The sequence below is a fragment of the Bradyrhizobium sp. cir1 genome (assembly GCF_014198245.1).
GTDB lineage: Bacteria > Pseudomonadota > Alphaproteobacteria > Rhizobiales > Xanthobacteraceae > Bradyrhizobium.
In genome coordinates this window covers 276,779-291,597 of the sequence record NZ_JACIHE010000008.1, presented here as the reverse complement: position 1 = coordinate 291,597, position 14,819 = coordinate 276,779, and the positions used below count along the sequence as shown (strand labels likewise).

11 protein-coding genes are annotated in these 14,819 nt (G+C 65.4%); 4 read left to right on the top strand and 7 right to left on the bottom strand.

Annotation, left to right across the window (positions count from 1 at the left end; genetic code table 11):
• Positions 1–3: 3 nt before the first annotated feature.
• Positions 4–1,413 (top strand): malonyl-CoA decarboxylase, encoded by a 1,410-nt coding sequence (locus GGD63_RS19145; protein WP_183244683.1) that lies wholly within the window; start codon positions 4–6, stop codon positions 1,411–1,413.
• Complete coding sequence (locus GGD63_RS19140) at positions 1,410–2,933, top strand: malonyl-CoA synthase (protein WP_183244681.1); 1,524 nt, start codon at positions 1,410–1,412, stop codon at positions 2,931–2,933. Before GGD63_RS19145 ends, GGD63_RS19140 begins: the two co-directional genes overlap by 4 nt.
• Positions 2,934–3,152: 219 nt before the next feature.
• Here the strand turns inward: GGD63_RS19140 and GGD63_RS19135 are convergent, their stop codons facing one another.
• On the bottom strand, positions 3,153–4,340 hold the full coding sequence (locus GGD63_RS19135) for a CaiB/BaiF CoA-transferase family protein (RefSeq protein WP_183244679.1): 1,188 nt from the start codon (positions 4,338–4,340) through the stop codon (positions 3,153–3,155).
• 166 nt (positions 4,341–4,506) lie between these two features.
• On the opposite strand from GGD63_RS19135, the gene GGD63_RS19130 reads away from it, so the two are divergent.
• Positions 4,507–5,394, top strand: a complete 888-nt coding sequence (locus GGD63_RS19130) for a VOC family protein (protein WP_183244677.1) — start codon at positions 4,507–4,509, stop codon at positions 5,392–5,394.
• A 5-nt stretch (positions 5,395–5,399) separates the two neighbouring features.
• On the opposite strand, the gene GGD63_RS19125 is transcribed toward GGD63_RS19130, so the two are convergent.
• From GGD63_RS19125 to GGD63_RS19115, 3 genes are all read right to left on the bottom strand, one after another.
• Complete coding sequence (locus GGD63_RS19125; protein WP_183244675.1) at positions 5,400–7,055, bottom strand: CopD family protein; 1,656 nt, start codon at positions 7,053–7,055, stop codon at positions 5,400–5,402.
• Position 7,056: 1 nt separating this feature from the next.
• Positions 7,057–7,419, bottom strand: a complete 363-nt coding sequence (locus tag GGD63_RS19120; protein WP_183244673.1) for a copper resistance CopC family protein — start codon at positions 7,417–7,419, stop codon at positions 7,057–7,059.
• A 172-nt stretch (positions 7,420–7,591) separates the two neighbouring features.
• Positions 7,592–8,662 carry a HoxN/HupN/NixA family nickel/cobalt transporter gene (locus tag GGD63_RS19115; RefSeq protein WP_183244671.1) on the bottom strand — a complete coding sequence of 357 codons (1,071 nt, stop codon included), beginning with the start codon at positions 8,660–8,662 and terminating at the stop codon, positions 7,592–7,594.
• 525 nt (positions 8,663–9,187) lie between these two features.
• On the opposite strand from GGD63_RS19115, the gene GGD63_RS19110 reads away from it, so the two are divergent.
• Positions 9,188–10,978 (top strand): peptide ABC transporter substrate-binding protein, encoded by a 1,791-nt coding sequence (locus GGD63_RS19110; RefSeq protein ID WP_183244669.1) that lies wholly within the window; start codon positions 9,188–9,190, stop codon positions 10,976–10,978.
• A gap of 111 nt (positions 10,979–11,089) precedes the next feature.
• Here GGD63_RS19110 and GGD63_RS19105 read toward each other — a convergent pair whose 3' ends face one another.
• The 3 genes from GGD63_RS19105 to GGD63_RS19095 all read right to left on the bottom strand — a co-directional run bounded on the left by GGD63_RS19105 (position 11,090) and on the right by GGD63_RS19095 (position 14,692).
• A complete protein-coding gene (locus GGD63_RS19105; RefSeq protein WP_183244667.1) occupies positions 11,090–12,037 on the bottom strand; it encodes an ABC transporter substrate-binding protein in 948 nt (315 codons plus the stop codon).
• A 98-nt stretch (positions 12,038–12,135) separates the two neighbouring features.
• Positions 12,136–13,176, bottom strand: a complete 1,041-nt coding sequence (locus GGD63_RS19100; protein ID WP_183244665.1) for an ABC transporter permease subunit — start codon at positions 13,174–13,176, stop codon at positions 12,136–12,138.
• Positions 13,169–14,692, bottom strand: coding sequence for a sugar ABC transporter ATP-binding protein (locus GGD63_RS19095; RefSeq protein WP_183244663.1), 1,524 nt, complete (start codon positions 14,690–14,692; stop codon positions 13,169–13,171). The genes GGD63_RS19100 and GGD63_RS19095 overlap by 8 nt, the downstream gene beginning before the upstream one ends.
• Positions 14,693–14,819: the final 127 nt, after the last annotated feature.

The window sequence follows — 14,819 nt, the reverse complement described above, 5'->3', positions numbered from 1 at the left end:
ACCATGCTGAACGACATCCGATCCGGACGCATCGCGGCGCCCGAATTCCTGCAGGGGCTGATCGACACGTTGACACAGCGCGGCCGCGCGGTGCTCGGCATCAAGCCGGATCGCGATGTCGGCGAGGATCGCGACCTCGAGCTTCTGGGCGAGGCGCTGCTGTCGCGCCGCGGCGAGGCCTCCGGCGTCGCGATCGCGCAATCGCTGCTCGCCGCGTTCGAAGCCGCGGCCGGGCCGCAGCCGCTCAAATTTCTATCCTCCCTCGCCGACCGATTCGGGCCGGACCGTCGCGCGATCGAGCTCGCGATCGCCGCCTACCAGCGCAAGGAGGGCGGCGACGGCAGCAGGCTCGAAGCGCTCCACGCCGCCGCGGAGCCGCGCCGGCAGGAGCTGATCCGGCGCCTCAACCTCGCGCCCGGCGGAACGGCCTCGCTGGTGCGGATGCGGGAAGTGCTGCTCTCGCTGCTGCGCGAGCATCCCGAGCTCCAGGCCGTCGACGACGACTTCGTTCATCTGTTTTCCTCCTGGTTCAACCGAGGTTTTCTCGTGCTGCGGCCGATCGACTGGACCACCTCGGCGAACATCCTGGAGAAGATCATCAGGTATGAGGCGGTCCACGCCATCCAGGACTGGGACGATTTGCGCAACCGGCTCGAGCCGCCGGACCGCCGCTGCTACGCGTTCTTTCATCCGCAGCTCGTCGACGAGCCGCTGATCTTCGTCGAGGTCGCGCTCACAAAAGAGATTCCCGGCGCGATCGGCCCACTGCTCGACAAATCGCGCCAGGCGATTGCTGCGCGCGAGGCGACGACCGCCGTGTTCTACTCGATCTCGAACACGCAGAAGGGCCTTGCCGGCGTCTCCTTCGGCAATTTCCTGATCAAGCAGGTGGTGCAGGACCTCGCCCGCGAGCTGCCGAACCTGAAGACCTTCGTCACCCTGTCGCCGGTGCCTGGCTTTGCCGGCTGGGTCAGGCGCGAGCTCAAGTCCGAGGCCTCCGCCGCGATCGACGAAGATACAAGGCGCGCGATGGCCGCGCTCGATGAGGGCGGCGACATCGCGCAGGCGAAAGAAGCCATCACAGCCCTCGCCGCCTACTACTTCCTCAAGGCCAAGCTGCCGTCGGGCAAGCCGGTCGATCCGGTCGCCCGCTTCCATCTCGGCAACGGCGCGCGATTGGAGAGGCTGAATTTCCTCGGGGATGCTTCGGCCAAGGGCCTGAAGCAGTCGTACGGGCTGATGGTGAACTATCTCTACGCGCTCGAGCACATCGAGGCGAACCACGAAGCCTTTGCCGAAGCCGGCACCGTGGTGGCGTCCGACAAGGTGAAGAAGGCGCTTCGCGCGAAATTGTCATCGCGCGACCTCGTTCCCAGTCCTCACACCAACTCGCAACGGAAGATCTCGTCATGACCTCGAACCTGTACGATCGCCTGCTCGCCGGCGCGGAGTCCGACCAATCCATCTGCATCGAGAAGGACGACGGCACGGCGTTGAGCTATGCCGAACTTGCTGCGCTGAGCGGCAGGTTCGCGAACTTCCTCGCGCGGATCGGCATCGGCCCGAACCACCGCGTCGCGGTCAAGGTGGAGAAGTCCGTCGAGGCCGTCGCGCTCTATCTTGCAACGCTGCGCGCCGGCGCGGTCTATCTGCCGCTCAACACCGCCTATACACCGACCGAAACCGAGTATTTCATCCGCGACGCGCAGCCGACATTGATCGTGTGCGATCCCAGGGAAGAGGCCGATTTGCGCGCCATCGCCGCCAAGGCAGGCGGCCGGGTCGAGACGCTCGATCACCGCGGCAAGGGTTCGCTCGCCGATGCCGCGGCAGGCTTCCCGGCGCGATTTGACACCGTCGCCAGGACGAATGACGATCTCGCAGCCATCCTCTACACGTCGGGCACCACCGGCCGCTCGAAGGGAGCCATGCTGACGCACGGCAACCTGTCTTCGAACGCCCTGACGCTGGTCCAAGAGTGGCGCTATTCGAGCAAGGACGTGCTGATCCATGCCCTGCCGATCTATCACGTTCACGGGCTCTTCGTGGCCTGCAACGTCACCTTCGCCGCACGCGCGCGCATCCTGTTCATGCAGAAGTTCGACGCCGAACGCATTCTGACGACGATGGCGCGCAGCACCGTTCTGATGGGCGTGCCGACCTTCTATGTCCGACTGCTCGAGAGCGCGAACCTGAACGAGCGAGCCACCGCCAACATGAGGCTGTTCGTCGCCGGCTCGGCGCCGCTTCTGGCCGAGACACACCGGGCCTGGAAGGAGCGGACCGGGCACGCGATTCTGGAACGCTACGGCATGACCGAGACCGGAATGATCGCCTCCAATCCCTATGAGGGCGCGCGCATTGCCGGCTCGGTCGGCCGGCCGCTGCCCGCCGTCGAGGTTCGCGTCACCGATCCCGAGACCGGCGCAATCCTCCCCGTTGGCGACGTCGGCATGATCGAGGTGAAGGGGCCGAATGTGTTCGCAGGCTACTGGAACATGCCGGACAAGACTGCCGCCGAATTCCGCGCCGACGGTTTCTTCATCACCGGCGACCTCGGCAAGCTCGACGCGCAGGGCTATCTCTACATCGTCGGCCGCGGCAAGGATCTCATCATCACCGGCGGCTTCAACGTCTATCCGAAGGAGATCGAGACCGAGATCGACGCCATTGACGGGGTGTCGGAAAGCGCTGTCGTCGGCGTGCCGCATGCCGATTTCGGCGAAGGGGTCACCGCCGCCGTGGTCCGGTTACCCAATTCGTCGGTGGACGAGCGCGCCATTCTCGACGCGCTGTCAGGGCGCCTCGCCAAATTCAAGCAGCCCAAGCGCGTCATCTTCGTGGAGACCTTGCCGCGCAACACCATGGGCAAGGTGCAGAAGAATCTGCTGCGCGAGCGCTTCGCCACGATTTACGCGACCAAGGCCGGCTAGATCGAGCAGCGCCGGAAGGGGCAGGCTGCGTGCTGCAAGTGTGGCCATTTCCGGGCCGCGGCAACGAATCTGTCGCCGGAGCAACACTACGAAACTTGATGCGTTTGCACGGGACGGGTTAGCGTTGCCTTGCGGCCTTAGAACTTCCCCAAGTTCCTCTAGATCGCACTGGACCGCCGCCTGAACGTTTCAGCCGGCGGTCCAGTCCAGCCGCATCAGCTAGATGATGCCGCTCTGCCGAAGCGCTTCGATCGCAACCGTGTCGTAGCCGAGCTCGGCGAGGACGCGATCGGTATGCTCGCCGAGCGTCGGCGGGCGCGCCGCGATTTCGCCTGGCGTCTCCGACAGCCGCACGGCGGCGCGCACCACCGGCGCCGGTTTCGGCAAGCCGGGATAGTCGACCTCCTGCATGAAGCCGGCGGCGCGGATGTGCGGATGATCGAGCGCCTGTTGCGGGCTCAGCACGGGCCCGGTCGGGATCATCGCCTTGCCCAGCGTGTCGACGGCCTCCTGCGTGGTGCGCTCGGCGCACCAGCGCGCCATCCGCTCGCTGATGACGGGGCCGTTGTTGCCGCGGCTGATGTCGTCGGCAAAGCGCGGATCGTTCAGCCACAGCTCCTCCTCGCCCATCAGCTTCGCCCAGCGCTTGAACAGCGGATGTCCCGTAACCTGGCACAGCACCCAGCCGTCCTTGGTGCGGTAGATGTCGGCTGGCGCTGCCGTCTGGCCGAGATTTCCGGTCGGAATGCGATTGACGTTGATCACGGCCTGCTCGATCAGCGTGGCATTGGTGAAGGACAGCGCGGTTGCCAGCAACGCGCCCTCGACGATCTGCCCGCGGCCGGATTTGCCGCGCTCGATCAGCGCGGCGAGCGTCCCGAACGCGCAGTGCAGCGCGGTTCCGAAATCGACCCAGTTCACCGCGGCCCGGTAGGGCGGATCGCCGGCACCGGTCATGTACACCGAACCCGACATGACCTGGCCGACACCGTCGAAGCCGACGCGGTCGGACCAAGGGCCCGGCCCGCCGAACGCCGTTGCCGTCGTCAGGACGATGTCCGGCTTGATCGCCTTCAGCGAGTCGTAATCGAGCTTCATCGCGCGCAGGGTCTGCGGCGGCAGATTGGCGACGACGACGTCCGCGGTCGCGATCAGGCGGCGCATCACCTCCTGCCCTTCCGGCTTCATCGGATCGAGCGTGATGCACTTCTTGTTGCGGTTGATCTGGAGAAACAGCGCGCCTTCACCGCCCTCACCGACCGGTGCGACGAAGCGGTCCTCGCTGCCGTCGCGCTTCTCCACGCGAATGACCTCGGCGCCGAATTCGGCCAGCAGGGTCGCGCAATACGGCCCCGCGATGTAGCGCCCGAAATCGAGGACGCGCACGCCTTCCAGAACTCCCGCCATCGGTCCTTCCCTTGATGTCTCTTGCCCAGATTACAGGGACTGGTTGCCGCGGCAAGGTGGCGAAAGGGGTGATGCCCGCCCTCAAGATGTGATCGCCGAACTGTTTCGGCTGACGGAAATTGTGCTCTAGTATCGCTTGTCCCTCCCCCACCCAGAGCGCACAGCCATGCCGCAACAATTCGATCGATCCGCAGAAGATCTCGGCAACGCGATTCATTTCGAGCACGTCAACATCCAGGTCCCGGACCAGCGTCTGGCGACATTATTCTACGTCACGGGACTGGGGCTCACCCGCGATCCCTATCTGATGGTGTCCGACACCAACATGTGGATCAACGCCGGACAGAGCCAGTTCCACCTGCCGAGCGGCAGGCCGCAGGTGCTACGCGGCCACACCGGCCTCGTTATCGAAGGGCGCCAGGCGTTGCTGGCGCGACTGGCATCGGTTGCGAAGAAGCTCGAAGGCACCGCCTTCACCTTCGCCGAGCACAACGATCATGTCGAAGCCATCTGTCCGTGGGGCAACCGCATGCGCGTCTATGAGCCGGACGCGGCGCGCTTCGGCCGCATCACGCTCGGCATTCCCTATGTCGAGTTCGACGTGCCGATCGGAACGGCACCGGCGATCTGCGCCTTCTATCCGGAGGTCATGGGCATGCCTTCTGGCATGCGGAACGGCGACGGCACGGTAGCGGCGGTGAAGACGGGCCGCGACCAGCACCTCTTGTTTCGCGAGAGCGACCGGCCATTGAGCGACTATGACGGGCACCATGTGCAGATGTACATCACCGACTTCTCCGGCCCGTACCGCAAGCTGCTCGCGCGCAACCTGATCTCGCGTGAGGACAATCAATATCAGTACCGGTTCTGCGACATCGTCGACCTCGACAGCGGCAAGAAGCTGTTCACGGTCGAGCACGAGGTACGCAGCGCGACGCACCCGATGTTCATGCGGCCGATGGTCAATCGCAACCCTGCCGTCACCAACCGCAATTACGCGTTTGGCCACGATCAGACATCGTGGGCGATGGGGCCGGACCAGTACGACGGATAGCGCGTTCAGGCTTCGCGGTAATCGAGCAGGATCAGCCCGACCAGGATGAAGGCGACGGGCCAGATCCAGGCCGCCGCCCGGCTGACCCGGCCGTCGAGCCGCAGCTCGAGCCAGCGCGCCCAGCCGGCGGCCACGCCGCAGAGCGCAAGCGGGGTGTGGCTCATCTCGATGAGCAGCTGGTCCTTGATGTTGGCGATCGCATGGGAATGCGTAAGCAGCAGGGCGCCGCCGAGGGCGGTGGTCAATGGGAACACCAGGGCAGCCGGCCCGGGCTTGCTGCCGCGTAAGCGCACACGCCATTCGAACAGGCCGAACACGACGATCAGCAGCACGAAGATGCGATGCTGCGCCACTTCGGGATCGCGCAGCGACTCGAAGAAGCCGGCTGGACCAAGCGGCCAGGCCTGCTCGTCGGCGCGGAAGAACAGGAAGGTGGCCATCGCGAGGAAGAGCAGCGGCCAGTGCCTCGCCCAGCGGCCCCAGCGAAAATATTCGACGAGTGCCAGCAGCCCGATCAGCACCACGAAGACGCCGGCCCAGTGATGGTTGTACTCCGACCAGGCGATGTCTTCGGCATTGCGCGGCAGGATCGTGCCCTCGCCGGGAACGTAGGCCGCTTGTGCGTTGGCGCGCCCGGCATCCGCAAGAGTGATCTTCGCCTGGAGCTGCGCGACGGTCAGCCTGTCGTAATCCGGGCTGGTCAGGCGCGGCGGCCATTGCGGCGTGGCGCGCTCGACGATCTCCTGCCAGGCGAGCCGATCGTGGGGGAGATCAGCGCCCGGCGGCAATGAGGTCAGGGACGCGGCGGCAAGCAGCACAGTGAGGCCGATGCCGATCTCCACCTCGGCGAAACGCTTCAGGCGAAGGATCGGCGTCGTGGGGTCGCGACGCAGCCGCTCGACCAGGAAGTAGTTGCCCGCGCCGAGCGCCAGCAGCATCAGGAGCAGGCCGAGCTTGGCCAGGGTCATGACGCCATAGGCGGTGCCGTAGATCGCAGCGACCGAGCCGATATAGTTCGCCGCCATGACCAGGCCGCCGCAGACGATCGCCGCGACCGCGGCCATCGACATCAACGAATAGCGGCGCGCGATGAAGCGCCAGTCGCCGGCGTCCTTGCAGCCGTTCAGCGCGATCAGGAAATAGGGCAGGCCGCCGATCCAGACCGCCGCCCCCGCCATGTGGCCTGCGTCGGACAGCAGCAGCGGCCAGCGCACATCCGGCCGGCTGGCCGCATGCGTGAGCCGGGTCTGCATCGCAAGCGCCAGCACCGACAGGGCGAGAAGCGCGGCCGACCGCGCCCGGTGCGCGGGGCCTTGCGTCAGGACGGCGATGCCCACGGCGCAAGCCGCGATCACGAGATCAGCGCGGCCAAAATCGGCAGTGATCGCCTCGCTCCAGGGCACCTGGAGCGTCCCGACCAGCGCGGCCGCGTTGAGCGCCAGCGAGGCGACGGTGAGGAGCGCCCATGCGGCGGCGCTGAACCGCAGGAACGTCCGGCATCGCTCCTCGATCGTGAGGCCATAGACGGAGAGCTGCGGCTGCAGCGGTCCCCACAGCAGGAGCTGAAGGGCAAGACCACCAAGGGTGAACGACTGGGCGATCAGGATCAGGCCCCGCAGGACCACCGACAGATAGCCGAAAATGTCGAGGAGCAGGTACACGTCAGTGGACGGTGAACGGAATGTCGCCGCGGGTGATGTGGCCGTCGACGCTCAGCACCTGCCAGCGCAGGTGCCATGCCCCCGCCGGCAGCTGCGTCGCGTCGGCATTGAGCTCGTCGGCGGGCGCATCGGGAGCCGGCGTCAGGGCGCGCGCCGCACCGTCCGGAGCCAGCAGCGTCAGTTTGGAGCGTGCGCGATCGATCCGGCTGTTGAAGTGCAGGCGGATCGCGACGGTCTCGCCGGATATTGTCGCGCCGGTTGCCGGCGAGGACGAGACGATGATGGCGTGGGCCTGGGATGCGTTTGGATGAGCAGAAAACCACAGTACAGATAGAACGAACGCGATTCGGAGGAACGCGCACATGATGCTCACTCGCTGTCGACAGCCGTCTGTTTCACCCGCCCCCTGGCGCGTGATCTTTACCGGACGCTATGTTGGCGCGAGTTGGTCGTTCGCAAGGGCGCGGGGAATTCGGATCTGATCGCGGGTCGCGGAAAGTCGCCGATTGTTGCCGTTGCGACACACTGAGGTGCGATCACCCCGGCGCGGCGTCCCTGCTCGGCTCGTCAGGATCGACCATGCGCCGCCGGTCGCACGGAGCTATGCGGCGATAGAGCATAACCGAGAGCAGCCATGCGATCACGAACAACGTGATCACGGCGAGGCCGACATTGGCGAGCGAATCGTTGAGGGCCTCGACCAGCGACCACGGCCCGCCCGACAGGCCGAGCCGGTCCGCGATCAGGCCGAGCGTCTCGATGCCGCCGATCAGCAGTGCGACCGCGACGGAGGCGCCGGTGATGGTGAGGTTGTACCAGAGCTTGCGTTGGGGATCGACGAAGGCCCAGCGATAGGCGCTCACCATCAGCGCGGAATCGGCGGTGTCGACCAGCGCCATGCCGGCGGCGAACAGCGCGGGGAAGACCAGCACCTGCGCGAGCGAGACGCCGCGCGCGGCTTCGGTGGCGGAGATGCCGAGCAGGCCGATCTCGGTCGCGGTATCGAAGCCGAGCCCGAACAGCAGCCCGAGCGGATACATATGCCAGGGCCTGGTCACCAGGCGGAACATCGGAGCGAGACATCGCGCCATGAATCCGCGGGCGGCGAGCAGCGCCTCGAGCTGCGCGGCGTCATGGATGCCCTGCTCGCGCACCTCGCGCAGGATCCGCCACAGGCCAGCGAAGATGGCGAGATTGATCGCCGCGATCGCCAGCAGGAACAGCGCCGATACCGAGGTGCCGATCAGGCCGCCGATCTCCTTGAGCAGGCTCTCGCCGCCGCCGCTCACGGCGCCGAGCGCGAGCAGCATGGTCGCGACCAAGACGACGGTGGAATGGCCGAGCGCAAAATAGAGACCGGCGCTGCGCGGTGTATCGCCCGCCTGCATCAGCTTGCGCACGACGTTGTCGATCGCGGCGATGTGGTCGGCATCGACGGCATGGCGCAGGCCGAATACCCAGGCCAGCAGCGCGGTCGCCATCACGGTCGGTCGGTCGCCGAACAGCGCGAAGGCGAAGGCCCATGCGGCGATGTTGGCGGCGATCAGCCCGCCGAACAGCACGCCAGGCTCGAACGCCTGCCTTACGACACCACCTGACCGAACCACGCCACCTCCAAGTATGATGTTTATACATATCCATCATACTGGCCGGCAAGAGCCCTGGCCATGTTCGGGCGACGCAGCCGACCGCCCGGGAACGCGCATCTCGCGGACACTTCAGGTGCCGGCCCTCTCGCCGGCAGGGCTATCGCATATGAAGAAGAGTGGCGGGTAGCTCGCCCACAGCGCATCCTTCGAGACGCCCGCCGATGGCGGGCCCTCAGGATGAGGGCGGGGTGCGCGGCAGCAATTTCAACGCGGCCAATGCTGCTTAGCCTCATCCTGAGGAGACCGCTGGAAGCGGTCGTCTCGAAGGGCGAGGCGCTTGCTCAGGCCGCCACCAAGACGCCATCTGCGATAGCCCCCTCTCGCCGGCAGCGATGACGGCCGGAACCGCGATCTGACAGAGGCGCGTTCGTCATTTCGCCGCAGGGTATCCCTTTGACTCCACGACATCAGGCGTCCCAATCTAGAGTGCACGTAACTTGCATGCCGGTGACGACTTTTTCTTTGTGAAGGTGGAGGCATCTGATGGACGAAAACGACATCCGCGGTCTGATCGCGGAGGTGAAGCAAGGCACGCTGTCGCGACGCTCGTTCATCCGGACCATGGCTGCGGTCGGGATCGCAGCGCCGGTCGCAAGCCAGATCCTGCTCTGGAACGACGTGGCGATGGCGGATGCGACGCTCGCCTACAAGCCGACCAAGGCCGGCGGCGGCGGCCCGCTCAAGATCCTGCTCTGGCAGGCGCCCACCTTGCTCAATCCGCATTTCGCGAACGGCACCAAGGACCAGATCGCCTCGCGCGTCTTCTTCGAGCCGCTCGCCGGCTGGGACAACGACGGCAATCTCATCCCCTGCCTTGCCGCCGAGGTCCCGACCAAGGCGAACGGCGGCCTTGCGGCCGACGGCACGAGCGTGATCTGGAAGCTCAAGAAGGGCGTCAGGTGGCATGACGGCAAGCCCTTCACCGCCGACGACGTCGTCTTCACCTGGCAGTACGCCGCGGATCTCGCAACCGCGGCCTACACCACGGGCTCCTACAAGGACATCAAGGTCGAGAAGATCGACGACCACGCCGTCAAGGTGATCTTCAAGGCGCCGACGCCATTCTGGGCCGACCCGTTCGTCGGCTCGGTCGGCCAGATCCTGCCGAAGCATCATTTCGGCGATTATGCCGGCGCAAAGTCACGCGAGGCTCCCGGCAATCTGAAGCCGGTCGGCACCGGCCCATACAAATTCGTCGAGTTCAAGCCGGGCGACCTGATCCGCGCCGAACGCAATCCCGACTATCACGTCAAGAACCAGCCGCATTTCGACACGCTCGAGGTCAAGGGTGGCGGCGATGCGGTCTCTGCGGCGCGCGCCGTGCTGCAGACCGGCGAATACGATTATGCCTGGAACATGCAGGTGGAGGAGGAGGTCCTCAAGCGCATGGAAGCAGGCGGCAAAGGCAAGCTCGACGTCACGCCCTCCGGCAACGTCGAGTTCATCATCCTCAACACGACGGACCCGTGGACCGAGGTCGATGGCGAGCGTTCGAGCGTCAAGACCAAGCACCCGACGCTGTCCGATCCCGCCGTCCGCCGGGCGATCAATCTCCTGATTGACCGCGACTCGATCCAGAAGTTCATCTACGGACGCGGCGGCGTCGCAACCGCGAGTTTCGTCAACGCGCCCAAGCAGTTCAAGTCGTCCAAGCTGAAATACGAATTCGACGCCGACAAGGCCAACAAGATCCTCGACGAGGCCGGCTGGACCAGGGGCGCGGACGGCATCCGCGAGAAGAACGCCAAGAAGCTCAAATACGTGTTTCAGACTTCGACCAACGCCCCGCGCCAGAAGACCCAGGCCATCATCAAGCAAGCCTGCCAGAAGGCCGGCATCGAGATCGAGATCAAGGCGGTCGCCGCATCGGTGTTCTTCTCCTCTGATGTCGGCAACCCCGATACATACTCGAAATTCTATGCCGACATGGAGATGTACAACACGACGCAGCCGCAGCCCGATCCGGAGCGCTTCCTGAACCAGTGCGTCTCCTGGGAGATCGCCAGCAAGGACAACAAGTGGCTCGGCCGCAACAATTCGCGCTATTCCGATCCCGAGGCCGACAAGGCCTACAAGGCCGCGCAGAACGAGCTTGATCCCGTCAAGCGCGCCGCACTGCTGATCAAGGTCGACGAGATCTTCTGCGAGGCCAACGTGCTCCTGCCCCTGCTCTCGCGCAACATCGTCGGCGCCGGCGTCAACAACCTGATGGTCGACATCTCGGGCTGGGACGTCACGACGTGGAATCTGGCGAGCTGGTATCGAAGCTCGTAGCTCGCAAGATGTGGGATGCGTGCTAACACAACAGTAAGCCCGGCGGGCGGCGTCGAGCAAAACGCCGCCAGTCATCTCGTGTTTCGAGCGTGCCCGGTAGCGGACCGCGACTTAATGGGAGCGATCCGAGGTCCAGCCCTTGTACTCGGCGACGTTGTCCCTGGTCACGAGCTTGGACGGCAGGAGCTCGACGGTCGAGGCAGGCTTCTGGCCGTTGAGAATGCCGACGCCGACCTGCACGGCCCGTCGCGCCATGAAGAACGGGTCCTGCGAAGCCGAGGCCTGGATCTGCGGCGATTGCGGATCTTTCAGCGCGGCCTCGATATCGGGCGCGCCGTCGACCGCCGTGATGACGATGCCCGTGCGGTTCTGCTGGCGCGCGGCAAGGTCGGTGCCGATCGCCTGCGGATCGTTGATGGCGAAGATGGCGTCGATCTTGGGGAAGCGGGTCAGATAGCCCTGCGCGACGGTAAGACCGCCCTCGCGTGAGCCCTTGCCGTCCTGGTCGCTGGACAACACCTTGATGCCGGGATTTTTCGAGAAGACGTTCTTGCAACCGACGACACGGTCGATGACGGCGGAGACCTGCGGTCCGTTCTCGATGATGACGTCGCCCTTGCCGCCCAGCTTGTCGACGATGTACTGGCAGGAGATCTCGCCGGCCTGCACGTTGTTCGTGGTCACGGTGGCGTCGGCGCCTTCGGCCGCGGTGTCGACCGCGACGACGACGATGCCCGCGGCCTGCGCCTTCTTGATCGCCGGCCCGATCGCCTTGGGATCGCCGGGGTTGAGCAGGATCAGGTCGACGCCGGCGGCGATGAAATTGTCGATCTGGGTGACCTGCTTGCCGAGGTCGTATTCGAAGCCGACCGCCGTGATCTTCACATTGGGATTGGTCTTCTTCGCCTCGAACTCGGCGCCCTTCGACAAGGCGACGAAGAACGGGTTGCCCATCGATCCCAGCGAGACGCCGATCGACTTGAGCTCCTTGGCGAAGGATGGCGCGGTGCTCAGGGCAAGCGCCATGGCGGCGCCGGCAAGCATGATCGTCTTCAACATGGACTTCCTCCCTGGTCTGTCTTCATCCCCGGCACGGCAGACCAGTTGCCGCAACGGAACTTCGCATCAAGCCATGCGCGCTCGGGTGCGCGAGCTTTTCAAGTCCTGGCAGAGCCCTGCAGCCGGTAGCGATCCAGTGCCACGGCGCCGATGATCACCAGGCCCTTGATCACATATTGCCAGATGTCGGAGACACCGGTGAGGATGAGGCCGTTCGACAGGACGGCGATGATCAGCGCGCCGACCAGCGTGCCCCAGATCGAGCCGATGCCGCCGACGAAGGAGGTGCCGCCGAGGATCACCGCCGTGATCGCATCGAGCTCGTAGGACTGACCGAGCTGCAGGCCGTTGGCCGCATAGAGCCGCGCCGCCTGCATGGCGCCGCCGAGCCCGGCGAACAGTCCGGAGACGCCGTAGACGAAGATCAGCACGGCCCAGACCTTGATGCCGGCAAGCCGCGCCGCGCTCTCGTTGCCGCCCACCGCATAGATGTGCACGCCGAGCACGGTCCGGCGCAATACCAGCCACGAGACGAGGATGACGAGCAAGGCGATCACCGAGAGCCACGGGATCGACGCGACGCCGGGAAGGAGCGTCAGCGAGCCGTTGCCGATGAAGGCATAGGGAATCGACGGATTGAACACTGTGGTGTCGGCCCCGAGCAGCCGCGCCAGGCCGCGCACCGCGGTGAGCGAGCCGAGCGTGACGATGAAGGGCGGCAGACGAAGCAGCGCAATCAGCGCCCCGTTGACGATTCCGAATCCGAGGCCCGTGAGCAGCGCGGCCGGCAGCCACAGCATCCCGAGTTCCGGCAGCTTGGACAGCGTCAGCCCGGCCATCGCGGAGGCCGCCAGGATCGAGCCGACCGAGAGGTCGATGCCGCCGGTGAGGATGACGAAGGTCATGCCGGCGGCGAGCACGGTGTTCACCGCGGCCTGCTGCAGCACGATGCCGAGATTTTGGCCGGTGAAGAAGCGGCCCTCGGACAACACGTGGAAGCCGATGCAGAGGATCAGCAGCACCGGCAGCATGCCGAGTGCGCTGATCAGCATCCTCATCCGCTGGCGCCTTGTCTCTGCGGCCGCCCCGTTGGTCGTCGTCGGGGCGGGCTGGGCCTCCGAAGCAGCATTGTCAGGCATCGAGATGCTCCATCCCCGTGGCAAGCGCCATGATGTCTTCCTGGTTCAACGGCGAAGTCGGGCCGCGAGTGACCTCACCGGCGATGTGCCCCGCACGCATCACGACGACGCGATCGCAGATGCCGATGATCTCGGGCAGATCGGACGAGATGACGAGGATCGCGGTGCCAGCCTTGGCCAGGTTGTCGATGATCGAATAGATCTCGGACTTGGCGCCGACGTCGACGCCACGCGTCGGCTCGTCGAGGATCAGGACCTTCGGCGCAATGGCGAGAAGCCGCGACAAGAGCAGCTTCTGCTGGTTGCCGCCGGACAGACCGCCGGCGGGAGCGCCGACATTGGCGGCGCGGATGTTGAGGCCTGCGAAGGCCCTGTCGGCGCGCTCGCGCGCCTTGTCGCGATCCAGGAACCAGCCGAGCTTCGCATCGCGCCCGAGCACTGCGAGGTTGATGTTGTCCAGACACGACATGTCGAGAAACAGGCCGAGCGCCTTCCTGTCTTCGGTCAGATAGGCGATTCCAGCCTCCAACGCCTCGCCCGGCGTGCGGATCTCGACCGGGCGTCCCTCCAGCTCGAGCCGGCCGGAGGTTTTTGGCGCCGCGCCGATGATGAGATGCGCAAGCTCGGTGCGGCCGGCGCCGATCAGGCCGGCAAGCCCGACCACCTCGCCCGCATGCACGGTCAGCGAGCAGCCCTTGACGCGCTGGCCATCGGCCATGTCGATCGCTGCGAGAACGGGATGTCCCCGCCCCGCCTCCGGATCGTGATCCTTCTTGTAGAACGAGGAGACGTCACGCCCGACCATCAGGCGGACGATAGTGTCGGCGCGGATGTCCGGCTTGTCGAGCGAGCCGACCAGGCGGCCGTCGCGCAGCACGGTAACGCGATCGCCTAGCGCATAGACCTCGTCCATGCGATGCGAGATGTAGATGATGGCAAGCCCCTCGGAGCGAAGCTGGCGGATCAGTGCGAACAGCCGCTCGCTTTCGGCGGCCGACAACGACGTGGTCGGCTCATCCATGATCAGAATTTTTGATCTCGCGTGCAGCGCACGGGCGATCTCGACCAGTTGCCGCTGGCCCATGGACAGATGCGCCACCAGCGTCGACGGCAGGAAGTCTGCGCCCAGCCGTTTCAGGATGGGGCCGACGCCCTCGCGCATCTCGCGGCGCGCCAGCAAGCCTGAACGCGATATCTCCCGTCCCAGATAGATATTCTCGGCGACACTGAGATTGGGAGCGAGCGACAGCTCCTGATAGATGATGGAGATGCCCGCCGCGCGGCCACCGAGCGGGCCTTCGATCCGCACCGGTCGTCCTTCGATGCGGATCTCGCCGCCGGGATCCGGCCTGTAGGCGCCGGAGAGGATCTTCATCAGCGTCGATTTGCCGGCGCCGTTCTCACCCATCAGGGCGTGAATTTCGCCGGCATAGACGGTGAGATCGACGGCACGCAGCGCCTTGATGCCGAAGAAAGACTTCGAGACCCCGCGCATCTCCAGGATCGGATCGTTCATCTGCCTCCCGGCGCACAATGCGTTTCCCACCCGCGTCTCGTTTCTCGGCAACGCGGTTTGGTCATTAAACAAAAGCGGGTGACGCAGGGCAATACCGAAGGCGAGTATACTGAAGTATGCAAACCAG